Genomic DNA, 12,664 nt, shown 5'->3' with positions numbered 1-12,664 from the left:
GCCGTGAGTGCCAGCCCGCAGGGCGCGGGTTCAAGGTGCGATGAAGCTAGGGAGAGCCGAGGAAGCGTTCGATCTCCGTCAGGGCGCCGTCGTGGCTGCAGAGTTCGAAGTGGTTCGCGCCCGGGATCTCGACATAACGCCCGAGCGGCAGGCTCTGCGCGAGGTGCGGCCCGCGGCCGAGGACGGGGTCGAGTTCGCCGCTGACCACCAAGACCGGCGCGGTCACGGACCGCAGCGCCTCGGGCGGGCAAGCCGGGTAGGACGCCTGCAATGCCGCCAGCGCCGCGACGCGATCGCCACCCACCTTGACGGCGAACGTCCAGTAGGTCGACACATGCGTGGGCAGGTCGGCCGGGAAGCTCTCGCGCGCCAGGGCCTGCTGGAGCTGCAAGCCCACGACATCGATCGTGTAGGGCGGGAGGCCGATCAGGCCGTCGCCGGTGGCGATCAACACGCTGGGACCGAAGCGATCGGGCGTGCGCCGCAGCAGATCGAGGGCGATGACGCTGCCTAGCGAATAGCCGACAAGCGAGGCCTGGTCATGGCCCAGATGATCGAGCAGGGCCAGCGCGTCGCCAGCCAAAGCTTCGGTGCCGTAGGCCGCAGGGTCGTGGGGCTTGTCGCTGCGGCCATGGCCGCGGAAGTCCATACCGATGACCTGGCAGCCGGCACGCGTCAGGCGCTCGATCCAACCCCAGGCGCCGAAGTTGCCGGCAAAGCTGACCGTCACGCCATGCAACAGCAGCACGGGCCGCCCCGTGCCGTGGACTTCGTAAGCGATGCGGTAGCCGTCGCGTTCGATATGCGCCATGCCGTCCTCCCAGAAGGTGGATTCGATGCCAGGCGCCCGACCCCGTCAATCAGAAGGCTGTGGTCAAGCTCAGCACCACCGTGCGGCGGCGTGTCGCATCCGTCCAGGTGTAGGGCCCGCCGCGGCCGGCTGCCATCCAGGCGAGTTGCAGATCGCTGCTCGCGCCCAGTTGCCAGGAAGCGCCCAGGCGCAGGTCCAGGCGTGTCGCGCCACGCAGATCGGCATAGGGCGAGACCTGCCCTCCCCAGCCATGCAGCAGGCCGACATGGCCTAACGCCGCCACGCCCGGCACCAGCGGCCAGCGCAGGTTGAACTCCGCGTAGAGGCTGCGCTGGCCGATGCCGTAGTAGTCGGGCGACACATAGGCGCGCAGATTCCAGCGCTCACCCATCAGGCCGGCATAGACCTCCTGATAGTCGTAGCTCGACACGTTCTCGTAGGCGTGGGCCACGATGCCGGCCTCGCCGTCCAGGCCCGGCGCCAGCTCGATGACACGGCCGCCGTAGACCTGCAGCGTGGCGCCACGGCGCTGGGTGAAGCGGGCATGTGCCAGCTGCGCGCCGGCATACCAGCCGGCGTTGCCGTCCCAGGCCAGGCCAAGCTGGGCACTCGGCCGATTGCTGCTGTACGACATGCCGCGCTCACGCGCATCCGTCTGCACGGACAGCGTGCCGCCAACATCCGCGCGCACGTCGGCCGCGCCGGCCAGCAGTGCGGCGATCAACGTCGTCAATCGGGCCAGGCTCGGGAGAGGCATCAGTCCGGAGTTTGCCCCAGCGCCTTGCAATTCGGGCCACGCGTGCCGGCATGGCGGGCCAGCGTCGCGCAGCTGTCGATGCGGCCCTGGGCCGCGGTGACGAGGGCCGTCTTCAGGGCGAGCGTTCCCTGCGTGCCATCGAGTTCACGCACCAGCGCCAGCAACCCCGCGGCATGCGCGGCCGCGAAGGACGACCCCGACACCACCGACCAGCCGCCGCCCGCGGCCGTGCTCGGCACGTCGCGCCCCGGCGCGATCACGGCGCCCGTGGGCAGCGGCGGCGCACTGCCGACGACGAGCACGCCCGGGTGATTGGCCGGGAACGGCCCGCCGCTGCTCGGCAATGCCGCGACGACGCTGGCACCGCGCGCCTGTGCCTGGTCCAGCAGCAGGGCCAGCAGCCTGTCGTCCGGCCCGCCCAGGCTCATGTTGATGATGTGGGCGCCTTGCTGGATGGCCGCGTACAAAGCCTTGGCCAGGCCGAGGCTGGTGCACAGGGTCTGCTCCTGCGGTGCCTGCCAGCAGGCGCGCAGGGCCAGCAGCCGGGCCTGCGGCGCGATGCCGGCAATGCCCGCGCCGTTGTCGGCCCGCGCCGCGATGATGCCGGCCACCGCCGTGCCATGGCCCTCGGCCGGCGGCGGGCGGTCGTCGACGAAGTTCTGGTTGAAGACGACCTGGCCGGCCAGGTCCGGGTGCTGAGCCTCGACGCCGCTGTCGACGACGGCCACGCGCACCCCGCGGCCCGTGGCCAGCTTGTGCAGCTCGGCCAGATGCCACTGCCGCGCAGCCGGTTGGGCCGCGTAAAGGGGCTCCTGCTCACTGCCCTGGCCACGGTAAAGGCCGACGGGCTGGGCCCAGGCCACGCGCCGGTCCTCGGCCACGGCGCGGGCGGCTTCAGCGGATGTCCGCCCATCGCCCTCGGGCAGCCGCATGACGAAGCAGTCCACACCAGCCAGCGGCATGGCCCATTCGCTGCGCATCTCCAGCTTGTGCGCCTGGGCCAGCGCCTCGGCTGTCTGCTGGCGTGACTGCCGGCCCACGCCTTCGCCGTAGGTGCCGGCATAGCTGCCATCAGGCCGGTAGTGGGCCTTGGGCAGTTGCAGCATCACGAGGACCTGGCGCTGGGCCTCCTCGGCCTGGGCGAGCGCCGGGCTGCCGAAACAGCTCAACAGCAGCGCCAACAGGCTCAGCCAGACCTTCATCGCGCCGGCCCCGGTTGCAGCGGCTCGGCCATCGCGACGATGGGCGCCGTGCGCAAGGCCGCCAGGCCGCGGGCGTCGACGCGCAGCAGCCAGGCGCCGGTCTCGGTCGGCCCGGCAACGACACCTGCGTTCTTGGCCTGCAACAACTCGCGCACCGCCTTCTCGGTGGTGCCGGGCTTGAACATCACCAGGGCGTCCGCCACCACCGGCGCACTACCGGCAGCCGACAGGCCCTGATAAGCCGGCTCGCTCGGGTGCGGCATCAGCAAAAGCACCAGCAACAGCGCAACGGCGGCGCCTTGCAGGCCCAGGGCCCAGGGAACCCAGCGCGGCGCGGCGGCAGCCTTGCGCTTGGGCGGGTCCATCAGCGCATGCATCCTGGCCAGGCCCGCCTCCACGTCACCGCCCTCGGGCAGCGCGCCGGCCACGCTCAGCAGCGTCTGCATGGGCTGCTCGGCGGCCAGCTCGTTGCGGCAGGCCTGGCAATGCAGCAGATGGTGCTGCACCTGGCCCGTTTCGCTCTCGCCCAGCTGGCCGCGTGCGTACCAGGGCAGCAAGGCTTGCACGGCAGCATGCTCGTCATGTTCCATCGGGACAACCACACTCATCACAGTTCTCCGTGCCCGGCGAGATCGTCGAGCAACAAGCGCAGGCGGCGCCGCGCGTAAAACATCCGCGTCTTCACGGTCTCTGCCGGGCAGCCGACCACTTCGGCGATCTCGGCATAGGCCATGTCGTGGAAATAGCAGAGCTCCACGACGGCCCGGTGCTCGGGCGACAGGTCCGCCATCGCTCCCCGCAGCCGCCCGCGCAGCTGCTCCAGGCCCAGCCGCTGCTCCGGCCCGGGGCCGGTGTCGGCCGGCTCGTCCACCGCTTCGGCGTCCACGGCCAGGTCCTGCCGGCTCAGCGCCTTCAGCGCCTTGCGGTAGGCGATGCCGAAGATCCAGGTCGACAGCTTGCTGCGCCCGTCGAAGCTGTCGGCGCGCTGCCAGACCACCATCATGGTGTCGTTCAGCACCTCTTCCAGGGCGTCAGCCTGGCGCATCATGTGCCCCAGAAAGCGCGACAACCGCGGGTAGTAGAGGCGGTACAGGGCGTCGAATTCAGCCCGCTGGCCACGCTTGACGCCGTCCAGCAGCGCCAGTTCCAGGCACTCGGCAGCCGGCCCGCGGCCATCCGCCGGGGCGTCCTCGCGCTTTTTTCTGACGTTGAGCCACTTCAACATGGGGTCCTTGGTTGCGCGTGTGTACCTGCCGGGCGCAAGAAGGTTCAAACCGATGTTAGCCAGGGGCGCTATCGTTGCACCCATGAGCGACGCTGGCGCCCTGCCCCTGCAAACCCGAACCCCGGACTGGGCAGGCGAGCCGTCCGAGGCCAGCGCCGACACCCCGCCCCGGCTGGAGGCCGGCGGCGCCCGGGAATGGCGGGTCAGCGGCGACTGGACGGTGCTGGCCCTGCGCGAGCGCTATGTCGAGTTCCGCCAGCGCATTGCCGCCGCCGTGGCCGACACGCCGGACGCGCTGTGGGATTTGCGGGCCCTGGGCCGGCTGGACACCGCCGGCGCGCTGACGCTGTGGCAGGGTTGGGGCCTGAAACCCCCCGGCCGGCTGCTGTGGCTGCCCGAGCACGTGACGCTGTTCTCGCAGTTCATGCAGCCCGGCGCCCTGCCCAAGCGCAAGCGCCGCATCGGCCCCGGGCTGGAGCTGGCCAGCCTGAAGCTGCTGGCCTTCGCTCGCCACGGCGTCGACATCGTCGCCCTCGTCGGCCGCCTGCTGCTGGACTTCATCCACGTGCTGCGCCACCCCTCGCTGATCGGCTGGCGTGAAATCTCGGCCAATGTCTTTCGCACCGGTGCCCAGGCGCTGCCGATCACGGCGCTGGTGGGCTTCCTGGTGGGGCTGACGCTGTCCTACCTGATCTCCAAGCAGCTCAAGACCTACGGCGCCGACATCTTCGTCATCAACATCCTCGGCCTGGCCGTGATGCGCGAGCTGGGGCCGCTGCTGGCGGCCATCATCGTGGCCGGCCGCTCGGGCTCGGCGATGACGGCGCAGATCGGCGTCATGCGCGTGACCCAGGAGCTGGATGCGCTGTCCGTCATGGGCATCTCGCACACGGTGCGCCTGGTGCTGCCCAAGGTGGTGGCGCTGGCCATCTCCCTGCCGCTGGTGGCGCTGTGGACGAGCGGCCTGATGCTGCTGGGCGGCATGGCGGCCGCCCGCGCGCAACTGGGGCTGGACCCGCTGCAGTTCCTGCACATCCTGCCCACCGTCATCGAGCCGGCCAACCTCTGGCTGGGCTGGAGCAAGTCCATCATCTTCGGCGGCCTGATCGCGCTGCTGGCCTGCCATTTCGGGCTGCGCGTGAAGCCCAACACCGAGAGCCTGGGCCAGGCCGTCACGCAGTCGGTGGTCACGGCCATCACGCTGGTCATCGTCGTGGATGCGATCTTTGCGGTGCTCTTCTCCGAGGTGGGTATCTGAATGAGCGACAAGCCTGAACCCATCATCGAAGTCGACAACGTGACGACGGCCTTCGATGGCCACGTCATCCACCGCAACCTCAACCTGACCGTGCATCGCGGCGAGGTGGTGGCCCTCATCGGTGGCTCGGGTTCTGGCAAGACGACGCTGCTGCGCCTGCTGCTCGGCCTGGAGGTGCCGCAGGCCGGCAGCGTGAAGATCTTCGGCCACCCGCTGGGCCGCTGCGCCGCGCGCGACCTGGAGCGCGTGCGCTACCGCTGGGGCGTGCTGTTCCAGGCCGGCGCGCTGTTCTCGGCGCTGAGCGTGTTCGACAACGTCGCGCTGCCGCTGCGTGAGTTGAAAAGCGTGCCGCCCGATCTGGTCAAACCGCTGGTCATGCTCAAGCTGGCCCAGGTTGGCCTCAAGCCCGAAGACGCACTGAAGCGCCCGGCCGAGCTGTCGGGCGGCATGGTCAAGCGCGTGTCGCTGGCGCGGGCCCTCATCCTCGACCCGCAGCTGCTCTTCCTGGACGAGCCCACCGCCGGCCTGGACCCGGACAGCGCCAAGCAGTTCGTCAAGCTGCTGCGGCGCCTCCGCCAGGAGCTGGGGCTGACCGTCGTCATGGTCACGCATGACGTGGACACCCTCTTCGCCGTCGTCGACCGCGTTGCCGTGCTGGCCGACCAGCACATCATTGCCTGCGGCCCGCTGGCCGAGGTCGCGCGGCTGCCGCATCACTTCGTGCGCAACTTCTTCCTCGGCCATGTCGAGCGTTGCGCGGAGGAGGATGTGAGGCGCTTCCGCCTCAGCCTCGATGACACCAGCGACGATGGCGGCGTGCCTGCGGTCTTGCGCGAGGAAGCCAACGTTTAGAGCCTATGGAAAACAAAGCCCACGCCCTCGCCGCCGGCCTCTTTTTGCTGCTGCTCAGCCTCGCGCTCGCGGCCAGCGTCGCCTGGTTCCAGGGTGACCGCACCGAGCGCGTGCGCTACACCGTCGTCGCGCGCACCGGCGTGCCGGGGCTGAACCTGAAGGCGCCCGTCAAGCTGCGCGGCGTGGAGGTCGGCTATGTCGAGAGCATCGCCTTCGACGCGACCGACCCGCGCCAGATCCTCGTCGGCATCGCCGTCGACGCGGCCGCACCCGTGTCGGCCACCACCTATGCCCAGCTCGGCCTGCAGGGCGTCACCGGCCTGTCCTTCGTCGGCCTGGAGGAAGCCGACCCCAAGGGCACGCTGCAGCGCGCCGCGCCGGGCGCCCGCCTGGCGCTGCGGCCCACGCTGCTGGACCGCCTGGCCGAGAGCGGCCCCGGCCTCGTTGCCGGCTTTGCCGAAACAGCCGTGCGGCTGAACGCCCTGCTCAGCGACGACAACCGCGCGCAGCTCGGCCGCACGCTGGCCGAATTGCAGCAGGCTGCCGGCGACACCAGCCGGCTGATGGCTGCGCTGCAGCCCGGCGCGCGCGAACTGCCCGGCCTGCTCAAGGATGCCGACGCCGCCACCCAGCGCGCCGATGCCGCGCTGAAGCGCATCGAGGCCCTGGCGGCCGACGGCCAGCAACTCGCGCAGGAGCTGAGGTCGCGCGTCGCCGTGTTGGAGCGCCTGGACGCCGCCGCCGCCCAGGTGCAGGCCACCAGCCGCAACCTCGAACTCGCGCTGGTGGGCGACACACCGCCCCGCTCGCGCCCCGTGCTGGCCGACATCTCGGCCGCCAGCCGCAGCGTGGAGCGCGCCGCCAACGACCTGGGCGACCAGCCGCAAAGCCTGCTCTTCGGCCGCGGCGCCCAGCCACCCGGGCCCGGCGAGGCCGGCTTTGCAGAGCGACTGAAGACGGGCACCAAATGAGATCCAGCCTCACCCTGCTCGCCGCCGCCCTGTTGCTGAGCGCCTGTTCCCTGGCCCCGACAGCGCCCGCCCGGGCCGTCTACGACCTCGGGCCCGCTCCCTCGGTGGCCACCCCCGGCGGCGCCATCGCCTGGCGCGTGGCCGACGTGACCGCCGCCCCGTCGCTCGGCGGCGATGGCATCGCCTACCGCCTCGCCTTCCAGCAGGCCCAGCGCCTGGAGCACTACCGGGACAGCCTCTGGGCTGCGCCGCCCGCCGCGCTGCTGACGCAACGCCTGCGCGAACAGCTCGCCACGCCGCCAGCTTGCGCCGGCCGGCCCGCGGCGCTGCTGGCCGTGAACCTCGACGAGTTCGAACAGGTCTTCACCAGCGCGACGAGCAGCCAGGTCGTGCTGCGCCTGCATGCCACGCTGTGGCCGGCAGGCGCGAGCGGCCCGGCCCTGCAGCAGCACTGGCGGCTCGAACGCCCCGCCGCCACGCCCGACGCACCGGGCGCGGTGCACGCGCTGGCGCAAGCCGTGGACGACGTGCTGCCCCAGCTCGCCAGCTGGCTGGCGGCCTCGGCCTGCCGCTGAATCCGCGGTGCGGCCGGCCGCGTAGCTGCAACGATGAAGCCCTCCCGACGTTTCTGGACCCGCCTCGCCCTGGCCGGGGTGCTGTTGCCCACGGTGGCCTGGTCGGCCGCAACGGCGGCGCTGTGGTTGAAGCAGGAGAGCCTGCTCTTTCATCCCGAGCCGCTGCCGGCGGACGCTCGCCTGGCCACCGAGCCCGATGTGCACGAGCGCTTCGTCGACGTGCCCGGCGCACGGCTGTCGGTGCTGGAGCTGCGCCTGCCCGAGCCGCGCGGCGTCGTCTTTTTCCTGCACGGCAATGCGGGCAATCTGCAGACCTGGTTCACCAACACGGACTTCTACCGCCGCGCCGGCTTCGACCTCGTCATGCCCGACTACCGCGGCTTCGGCAAGAGCACGGGCCGCATCGAGAGCGAGGCCCAGTTGCATGCCGACGTGGCCGACGTCTGGCGCGACATCGCGCCGCGCTATGCCGGCAAGCGCATCGTCATCTACGGGCGGTCGCTGGGCACGGGCCTGGCGGCCGAGCTGGCCACCACCGTGCAGCCCGACCTGACGGTGCTCGTGTCGCCTTACGCCAGCATCGTCGGCCTGGCGCGCGAGCACTACCCCTGGCTGCCACCGCAGGCCGTGCGCTACCCGCTGCGAACCGACCTGGCCGTGCCCCGCCTGCGCAGCGCGCTGCTGCTGGTGCATGGCGACCACGACGAGGTCATTCCCTTCGGCGAGAGCGGCAAGCTGCAGGCTGCGGCACCGCAAGCGCGGCTGGCGCGCATCGCCGGCGGCGGCCACAACGATCTGCAGCAGTTGCCGGACTACCGGCAGGTGGTGGCCGCGGCCCTCGCGGCGCTGCGCTGATTCAGGTGCGGCGGCGAAGCAACAGCAGGCCGGCCAGGCCACAGGCCAACAGCAGCGCGCTGCCCGGCTCGGGCACGGCCGAGGTCATGAACTGGCCGGAGGCTGAGCTGGTGGTCACGCCTGCCGGCAGGGTCCAGTTGAAGTGCAGCGTGTTGCCGAAGTCGGCGCTGGCGTTCGGGCTGCCGGCATAGGGCAGCGCCACGGCCGAGGTGTAGAGCTCAGCAAAGATGAAGACCTGGGTGTCGCCCAGCGGGATGGCCAGGTCGTCGCCCAGCACCGTGGTGCCCGAATGCAGCGTCATCGACGGCGCGTAGACATCCAGGCGATTGAGGAAGTCGGCATGGGCATAGCCGACGTAGAAGCGCGCCGAGGCCTGAGAGTTCCCGGGAGTCAGCGTGCCATCGATGCTGACGCTGAGCTGGGCCAGGCCAAGGTTCTGGCCGTTGTGGAAGGTCACCGTGTCCCAGTAGCGGGCCACCGAGTTGGCGCCCGTCTGGGCGTGGCAGCCCGGGCACGGCGTGGCGCTGGACGCCGCATGCAGGGTGCCGTCGCCCAACCCCGCCATGGCCCAGGCGTAGGAGTACTTGTAGTACGACGGCGTGTTGGCCATGGCCGAGAAACTGCCTTCGCCGCCGCTGCGGACGCCGCCCGTGGTGCCGGCATAGCTACCGTAGTTCGGCGTGGCGGCCTGGGCCGGCGCCACGGCCAGCAGGGTGGCGCTGGCCAGGGCCAGCGCGAGGGTGATCGAGGTCTTGTTCATTGCGTTCTCCGGTTCAAAAAGGGAAGTTCAAGGGATCAGCGGAAGGTCTTGCAGCAGGGCCCGCGCGCGCGCTGCGATCTGGTCGGGCTGGGGCACGGCCGCCTGTTTCAGGGGCCAGCTGGCCAGGGCCGGGTGGTCGGGGCCGGTCAGGCGCTGGGGCGGCGCTTTCAACCGGCCCCAAGACTGCTCAGCCACGACGGCACACAGCTCGGCGGCCAGGCCGCACAGGCCGCTGGCCTCGGTCACGCACAGCAGCCGGCCGGTCTTGCGCACCGACGCGAGCACCGTGGCCGCGTCCAGCGGCTTGAGGCTGCGCAGGTCGATGACCTCGGCCTCCAGCCCTTCGGCCTGCAAGGTCTGCGCGGCGGCAAGACAGTGGCCCACCGTCTTGCCGTAGCCCACCAGCGTCAGCGCGTCGCCGCGGCGGCGCAGCGCGGCGCGGCCAAGCGGCAGGCGATGTTCTCCATCAGGCACCTCGCCGGGTTGATGCAGCAGCGCGGTGTCGCTGAACAGCAGGCTGGGCCGGGGCTCCTGCAGCGCGCTGCCCAGCAGGCCAGCGGCGTCGGCCGGCGTGCTGGGCATCAGCACCTGCAGGCCCGGCACGTGCACGAACAGCGCTTCGAGGTTGTGGTGGTGGTGGCCGCCGGCGGTGCGGCCGGCGCCGGCCTGGGCCAGCAGCACGAGCGGGAACTCGAACTGGCCGCCACTCAGGGCGCCCAGCTTGCCAGCGCTGTTCACGAGGGCATCCATGGCCAGCATCAGGAAGGGCGAGCACAGCAGGTCCACGACCGGGCGCAGACCCATGGCCGCGGCGCCCACGGCACAGCCGACGATGCTGGCCTCGGCCAGCGGCGTGTTGCGCACGCGCTCGGCGCCGAAGGCGGCCAGCAGCCCGGGGTTCTGCGTGGCCACGCCTGCGCCGAGGAAGATCACGCGCTCGTCGGCCGCCATCTCGCGGTGCAAGGCCGCGATCAATGCTTGCTGGCAGTTCATCTGCATGTCGTTCCCCTTCAGGCCACCTGGGGCCAGGGCGCCGCAAGGGCTGCGGCATGGGCTTGGGTGATGCGTTCGCGCACCTGGGCCTCGCGCCGGGCCAGGCCGTCGGCGTCGAGCAGGCCTTGCTCGATGAGGTGGCGTGCCTGGCGCTGGATGGGGTCGCGCGCCAGCCATTGCGCGTGCTCGGCGGTGCAGACATAGGCCTGGTCGTCAGGCTCCAAATGGCCGCGCTGGCGGTAAGTCGTCAGCTCCAGCAGGCGCGGCCGGCCGCTGGCGCGGATGGCGGCCACGGCCCGCAGCGCGCTGGCGTGCACGGCCTCCACGTCGTTGCCGTCCACCACCTCGGCCACCAGGCCATGGCCCTGCATCCAGTCGGCCACGTGCTCGCAGGGCATGGTTTCGCGGCGGTGCACATAAGCCTGCCACTGGTTGTTCTCGCAGACGAACAGCAGCGGCAGCCGCCACGTGACGGCCAGGTTCACGGCCTCGTGAAAGATGCCCTGGCAGGCCGCGCCATCGCCGAAGAAGACGGCCGTGATGCCCTCGGGCTGTGCCCCCAGCTTTTGCGCCAGCGCCACGCCCGGCGCCAGCGACAGCCCGCCGCCAACGCTGGTGGGCGTCAGCACCACGCCCAGCGATTTGATGGAAATGTGCAGCGCACCCGAATGCCCGCCGCAGTAGCCCGTGGCACGGCCCAGCACCTCGGCGAACAGGCGCTCGGGGTCGGCACCGCGCGCCAGCAGGTGGCCGGCGCTGCGGTGGTGGGTCAGCAGCCGGTCCTGGGCCCGAAGCGCGCCGACGACGCCAACAGCGCAGGCCTCCTGGCCCACCGAGGTGCAGGTGCCGGGTTGGCTGGGCGAGGTGGTGGTGGCGAGCTGCTGCTCGTAGGCGCGGATGAGCAGCATGGCGTCCAGGCGGGCCAGCGCAGCGGCGGTGGAGACCTCGTGCATGGCGCCCGCCTCAGCCGGCCAGGCTGCCGGCCGAGCCCTGGGGGAGGCCGAAGCAGGTGGACGGGTCCAGCGTGCAGAAGACATTGCTGCGGGGCGCCGGGCCACGCAGCGGCGCCGGCTCGGCCAGGCGTGGTGCGGCGGCATCGCGGCGCGCAGCGGGTGAGACGGGCGCGGCATCGGCGCGCGGCGGGGTGATGAGCGGGTGGGTCATAACGCGGTCCTTCAGTTCAGCAGCGTGGCGAGAGCGGCCAAATCCAGCGCGGCGACGGCGTCGCGCATCGGTTGGGCGTAGGCGGGGTTGTTGGGATGGCTGCTGGCGCAGACGGTCAGCAGCTGGACGCGGCTGCGGTTGTGGCCGTCCCAAGGGAAGGCGGGGTCGAGCTTGACGAGGCGCTTCAGCGGCCGGCCCGCATCGCCCGGCCCGGGCAGGCGGTGGCGGCCGTTGCCCAGGCGGTAGGGCTCGGCGAGCTGCGCTGCGTCCATCGTGGCCCGCGTGGCGCGCAGCTCGTTCAGCTCGTCGACAAGGCTCTGGCGGCCACGCACCAACTGGGTGTGGTGGCTGGTCTCACCCTCCTTGCGCTGGCGGGCTGCCAGCAACAGGGCGTCGGCCGCCTTGGCGTTCTGCGCGCGAACCTGCTCGGCCTTGCGCTCGGCGGCGGCCAGATCGAAGGGCTGCAACGCGCGCTCGTGGCGGCGGTCCCAGTCAACGAGCTTGCGCTGCTGCTCGCGCTCGAAGTAGGCCAGCATCTCGCCGACCGTGACGGGCACCCAGGGCAGGCGGCGCTCGGACGCGATGACGGCGCAGCCGCGGAAGACCGGCCAGCCCTGCATAGGGTCGCCGCGCTCGCCTTCGAGGTAGGCGCTGAGCTGCTCGTCATGGGCCCAGCGGTTCAGCGTCGTCAGCGGCGAGTTGATGAAGACGCTGAAGCCGGCGCGGGGGCCGATGCGCTCAGCGGCCTGGGTGTGGATGTCGCAACCCTGGCCTGTCCAGGTCTTGGGCCCGAAGCCCTGGGCGTGCAGGACGGCCTCGCGCGGGCGGCGACCGGGCTCGTCGGAGTCCATCACCTGGCGGGTCATGCGCAATCGCACATCGGGCAGCGCCAGCAGGCCGGGGTTGTGGCGGGCCTGGGCCTCGAAGCGGTCCATGGCCGCATGCAGCGGGCGCAGCGACGGGTGGTCGACACGCAGGCCGTCGTTGGTGATGGGTTCGGCCACCGAGGCTGCCCAGCAGTTGGACTCCGCACGCACGGCGCCGGCGGCCACTAGCAGCGCAAGCAACGCCAGCAGCAGCAGCGGCGCGGCCACTGGCCAGGCGTTCGTTGCGGGACAAGGATTCATGGCGGGTTCTCAGGTTTGGGCCAAGGCTCCGCCACGCCGGGGCGCAATGGGCTCCGGCCTGTCGTGGGCTTTGGGGGTTCGGCGGTGGCGCCGGTGTCATTCCGGCATGGGCTG

15 protein-coding genes are annotated in these 12,664 nt (G+C 71.4%); 5 read left to right on the top strand and 10 right to left on the bottom strand.

Annotated features, from left to right (window positions below; all coding sequences use genetic code 11):
- Window positions 1–46: 46 nt before the first annotated feature.
- The 5 genes from AC07V5_RS19675 to AC07V5_RS19655 are packed head-to-tail and all read right to left on the bottom strand — an operon-like array spanning window position 47 to window position 3,995.
- Window positions 47–811 (bottom strand): alpha/beta fold hydrolase, encoded by a 765-nt coding sequence (locus AC07V5_RS19675; protein ID WP_495117401.1) that lies wholly within the window; start codon window positions 809–811, stop codon window positions 47–49.
- Between the two features lie 49 nt (window positions 812–860).
- Window positions 861–1,568 carry a TorF family putative porin gene (locus AC07V5_RS19670; RefSeq protein WP_495117400.1) on the bottom strand — a complete coding sequence of 236 codons (708 nt, stop codon included), beginning with the start codon at window positions 1,566–1,568 and terminating at the stop codon, window positions 861–863.
- A complete protein-coding gene (locus AC07V5_RS19665; protein ID WP_495117399.1) occupies window positions 1,568–2,770 on the bottom strand; it encodes a S8 family peptidase in 1,203 nt (400 codons plus the stop codon). Before AC07V5_RS19665 ends, AC07V5_RS19670 begins: the two co-directional genes overlap by 1 nt.
- Window positions 2,767–3,378, bottom strand: coding sequence for a zf-HC2 domain-containing protein (locus tag AC07V5_RS19660; RefSeq protein ID WP_495117398.1), 612 nt, complete (start codon window positions 3,376–3,378; stop codon window positions 2,767–2,769). Before AC07V5_RS19660 ends, AC07V5_RS19665 begins: the two co-directional genes overlap by 4 nt.
- A complete protein-coding gene (locus AC07V5_RS19655; protein ID WP_495117397.1) occupies window positions 3,378–3,995 on the bottom strand; it encodes an RNA polymerase sigma factor in 618 nt (205 codons plus the stop codon). The genes AC07V5_RS19660 and AC07V5_RS19655 overlap by 1 nt, the downstream gene beginning before the upstream one ends.
- Before the next feature lie 82 nt (window positions 3,996–4,077).
- On the opposite strand from AC07V5_RS19655, the gene AC07V5_RS19650 reads away from it, so the two are divergent.
- Genes AC07V5_RS19650 through AC07V5_RS19630 form a run of 5 tightly spaced genes read left to right on the top strand, consistent with a single transcriptional unit; the run spans window position 4,078 to window position 8,506 of the window.
- A complete protein-coding gene (locus tag AC07V5_RS19650; RefSeq protein WP_495117396.1) occupies window positions 4,078–5,253 on the top strand; it encodes an MlaE family ABC transporter permease in 1,176 nt (391 codons plus the stop codon).
- Window positions 5,254–6,105: an ABC transporter ATP-binding protein gene (locus AC07V5_RS19645; RefSeq protein ID WP_495117395.1), complete on the top strand. Its 852-nt coding sequence runs from the start codon at window positions 5,254–5,256 to the stop codon at window positions 6,103–6,105.
- A 5-nt stretch (window positions 6,106–6,110) separates the two neighbouring features.
- Window positions 6,111–7,076 (top strand): MlaD family protein, encoded by a 966-nt coding sequence (locus AC07V5_RS19640; RefSeq protein ID WP_495117394.1) that lies wholly within the window; start codon window positions 6,111–6,113, stop codon window positions 7,074–7,076.
- Complete coding sequence (locus AC07V5_RS19635) at window positions 7,073–7,651, top strand: ABC-type transport auxiliary lipoprotein family protein (protein WP_495117393.1); 579 nt, start codon at window positions 7,073–7,075, stop codon at window positions 7,649–7,651. The genes AC07V5_RS19640 and AC07V5_RS19635 overlap by 4 nt, the downstream gene beginning before the upstream one ends.
- Before the next feature lie 33 nt (window positions 7,652–7,684).
- A complete protein-coding gene (locus AC07V5_RS19630; RefSeq protein WP_495117392.1) occupies window positions 7,685–8,506 on the top strand; it encodes an alpha/beta hydrolase in 822 nt (273 codons plus the stop codon).
- Window position 8,507: 1 nt separating this feature from the next.
- On the opposite strand, the gene AC07V5_RS19625 is transcribed toward AC07V5_RS19630, so the two are convergent.
- From AC07V5_RS19625 to AC07V5_RS19605, 5 genes are read right to left on the bottom strand one after another with little or no spacing between them, the layout of a single operon-like run.
- Window positions 8,508–9,266, bottom strand: coding sequence for a PEP-CTERM sorting domain-containing protein (locus AC07V5_RS19625; protein ID WP_495117391.1), 759 nt, complete (start codon window positions 9,264–9,266; stop codon window positions 8,508–8,510).
- Window positions 9,267–9,293: 27 nt separating this feature from the next.
- Complete coding sequence (locus AC07V5_RS19620; protein WP_495117390.1) at window positions 9,294–10,265, bottom strand: alpha-ketoacid dehydrogenase subunit beta; 972 nt, start codon at window positions 10,263–10,265, stop codon at window positions 9,294–9,296.
- A gap of 11 nt (window positions 10,266–10,276) precedes the next feature.
- Window positions 10,277–11,212 (bottom strand): thiamine pyrophosphate-dependent dehydrogenase E1 component subunit alpha, encoded by a 936-nt coding sequence (locus AC07V5_RS19615; protein ID WP_495117389.1) that lies wholly within the window; start codon window positions 11,210–11,212, stop codon window positions 10,277–10,279.
- A gap of 10 nt (window positions 11,213–11,222) precedes the next feature.
- Window positions 11,223–11,423, bottom strand: a complete 201-nt coding sequence (locus AC07V5_RS19610) for a hypothetical protein (protein WP_495117388.1) — start codon at window positions 11,421–11,423, stop codon at window positions 11,223–11,225.
- A gap of 11 nt (window positions 11,424–11,434) precedes the next feature.
- Window positions 11,435–12,550 (bottom strand): hypothetical protein, encoded by a 1,116-nt coding sequence (locus tag AC07V5_RS19605; RefSeq protein ID WP_495117387.1) that lies wholly within the window; start codon window positions 12,548–12,550, stop codon window positions 11,435–11,437.
- Window positions 12,551–12,664: the final 114 nt, after the last annotated feature.

It is taken from the genome of Roseateles sp. GW821-FHT02E12 (assembly GCF_059421665.1).
Note: the sequence above shows the minus strand (reverse complement) of the source record. Positions and strands in the feature narration are given on the sequence as shown.

What these genes read in the sequence shown, in the direction of transcription:
- AC07V5_RS19630 (WP_495117392.1), top strand. Translation starts at nt 7,685, where the DNA reads ATGAAGCCCTCCCGACGTTTCTGGACCCGCCTCGCCCTGGCCGGGGTG.
- AC07V5_RS19605 (WP_495117387.1), bottom strand. Translation starts at nt 12,550, where the DNA reads ATGAATCCTTGTCCCGCAACGAACGCCTGGCCAGTGGCCGCGCCGCTG.
- AC07V5_RS19635 (WP_495117393.1), top strand. Translation starts at nt 7,073, where the DNA reads ATGAGATCCAGCCTCACCCTGCTCGCCGCCGCCCTGTTGCTGAGCGCC.
- AC07V5_RS19625 (WP_495117391.1), bottom strand. Translation starts at nt 9,266, where the DNA reads ATGAACAAGACCTCGATCACCCTCGCGCTGGCCCTGGCCAGCGCCACC.
- AC07V5_RS19645 (WP_495117395.1), top strand. Translation starts at nt 5,254, where the DNA reads ATGAGCGACAAGCCTGAACCCATCATCGAAGTCGACAACGTGACGACG.
- AC07V5_RS19610 (WP_495117388.1), bottom strand. Translation starts at nt 11,423, where the DNA reads ATGACCCACCCGCTCATCACCCCGCCGCGCGCCGATGCCGCGCCCGTC.
- AC07V5_RS19665 (WP_495117399.1), bottom strand. Translation starts at nt 2,770, where the DNA reads ATGAAGGTCTGGCTGAGCCTGTTGGCGCTGCTGTTGAGCTGTTTCGGC.
- AC07V5_RS19655 (WP_495117397.1), bottom strand. Translation starts at nt 3,995, where the DNA reads ATGTTGAAGTGGCTCAACGTCAGAAAAAAGCGCGAGGACGCCCCGGCG.
- AC07V5_RS19620 (WP_495117390.1), bottom strand. Translation starts at nt 10,265, where the DNA reads ATGCAGATGAACTGCCAGCAAGCATTGATCGCGGCCTTGCACCGCGAG.
- AC07V5_RS19650 (WP_495117396.1), top strand. Translation starts at nt 4,078, where the DNA reads ATGAGCGACGCTGGCGCCCTGCCCCTGCAAACCCGAACCCCGGACTGG.
- AC07V5_RS19660 (WP_495117398.1), bottom strand. Translation starts at nt 3,378, where the DNA reads ATGAGTGTGGTTGTCCCGATGGAACATGACGAGCATGCTGCCGTGCAA.
- AC07V5_RS19675 (WP_495117401.1), bottom strand. Translation starts at nt 811, where the DNA reads ATGGCGCATATCGAACGCGACGGCTACCGCATCGCTTACGAAGTCCAC.
- AC07V5_RS19670 (WP_495117400.1), bottom strand. Translation starts at nt 1,568, where the DNA reads ATGCCTCTCCCGAGCCTGGCCCGATTGACGACGTTGATCGCCGCACTG.
- AC07V5_RS19615 (WP_495117389.1), bottom strand. Translation starts at nt 11,212, where the DNA reads ATGCACGAGGTCTCCACCGCCGCTGCGCTGGCCCGCCTGGACGCCATG.
- AC07V5_RS19640 (WP_495117394.1), top strand. Translation starts at nt 6,111, where the DNA reads ATGGAAAACAAAGCCCACGCCCTCGCCGCCGGCCTCTTTTTGCTGCTG.